Raw genomic sequence first — 1,385 nt, 5'->3', positions numbered from 1 at the left:
CCCGCGTATGTGATTTATACGTCGGGTTCGACGGGCCGGCCGAAGGGTGTGCTGGTTTCGCATGCGGGTGTGGCGAGTTTGGTTGAGGGCCATGTCCGGTATTTGGGTGTGGGTCCTGGTGCTCGTGTGGGGCAGTTCGCTTCGGCGAGTTTCGATACGTTCGGCTGGGAATGGCTGATGGCGTTGCTGTCGGGGGCGTCGTTGGTGGTGATTCCGCGGGAGCGGCGTCTGGGTGAGGCGTTGCCGCGGTTCCTGGCGGAGTGGGGGGTGACGCATGTGACGTTGCCGCCCGCGGTTTTGGCGACGTTGGATGAGTCGTCGGTGGGTGCGGATGTGGTGTTGGTGGTGGCGGGTGAGGCGTGTCCGCCGGAGGTGATGGCGCGCTGGGGTCGGGGTCGGGTGTTGTTCAACTCGTATGGTCCGACGGAGACGACGGTGGATGCGACGTTGTGGCGTTGTGATCCGGGGTCGGCTGAGGTGGCGATCGGTTCTCCGGTGGTCAATATCCGGGTGTATGTGCTGGATGAGTTTCTGGCGCCGGTGCCGGTGGGTGTTGCCGGTGAGATGTATGTGGCGGGTGTGGGTCTGGCGCGTGGGTATCTGGGGCGGGCGGGGCTGACGGCGGAGCGGTTCGTTGCCAATCCGTTCGGTGGTGCGGGTGAGCGGCTTTATCGGACGGGTGACCGGGCGCGGTGGACGGCGGACGGCCGGCTGGTGTTCGCGGGTCGTAGTGATGACCAGGTGAAGATCCGTGGTTTCCGGATCGAGCCGGGTGAGATCGCCAGTGTGCTGGTGGCGCATCCGATGGTGGCCCAGGCCGCGGTGGTGGTGCGTGAGGACGTGCCCGGGGAGCGGCGTCTGGTGGCGTATGTGGTCGCGGCGCCGGGGGCGGTGGTTTCGCGGCTTGCCGCGGTGGTGGTGGAGGTGGCTGGTGAGCGGCTGCCGGAGTACATGGTTCCTTCAGCGGTCGTCGTTTTGGACGAGCTGCCGTTGACGGTGAACAAGAAGCTGGACCGCAAGGCGCTGCCGGCGCCGGAGGTGACCGGGACGGTAGTGGGGCGTGCCGCGGGCAACGTCCGTGAGGAAATCTTGTGCGGGGTCTTCGCGCAGGTTCTCGGTGTGGCGAGTGTGGGTGTGGATGACGACTTCTTCGCGTTGGGCGGTCACTCCCTGCTCGCGGTCAGGCTCGCGAGCAGGATCCGTGCCGTGCTGGGCGTGGAGCTGGACATCCGTATGCTGTTCGACTCGCCGACCGTGGCGGGACTGGCCGCGGGACTGGCAGACGACGGAGAGACACGTCCCGTCCTGACCCCGCAGAACCGTCCCGAACACGTTCCGCTGTCCTTCGCCCAGCGCCGCCTGTGGTTCCTCGGCCGGCTCGAAGG

The 1,385-nt window shown here is 66.9% G+C and carries 1 protein-coding gene; it reads left to right on the top strand.

The genetic code is table 11. The features are described 5' to 3' along the window. Positions 1 to 9: 9 nt before the first annotated feature. A partial coding sequence (locus ABZY31_RS31230; protein ID WP_356417065.1) for an AMP-binding protein occupies positions 10 to 1,385 on the top strand: 1,376 nt, incomplete at its 3' end.

Origin of the sequence: Streptomyces sp. NPDC006529 (assembly GCF_040611795.1) — a bacterium.
GTDB lineage: Bacteria > Actinomycetota > Actinomycetes > Streptomycetales > Streptomycetaceae > Streptomyces.
Note: the sequence above shows the minus strand (reverse complement) of the source record. Positions and strands in the feature narration are given on the sequence as shown.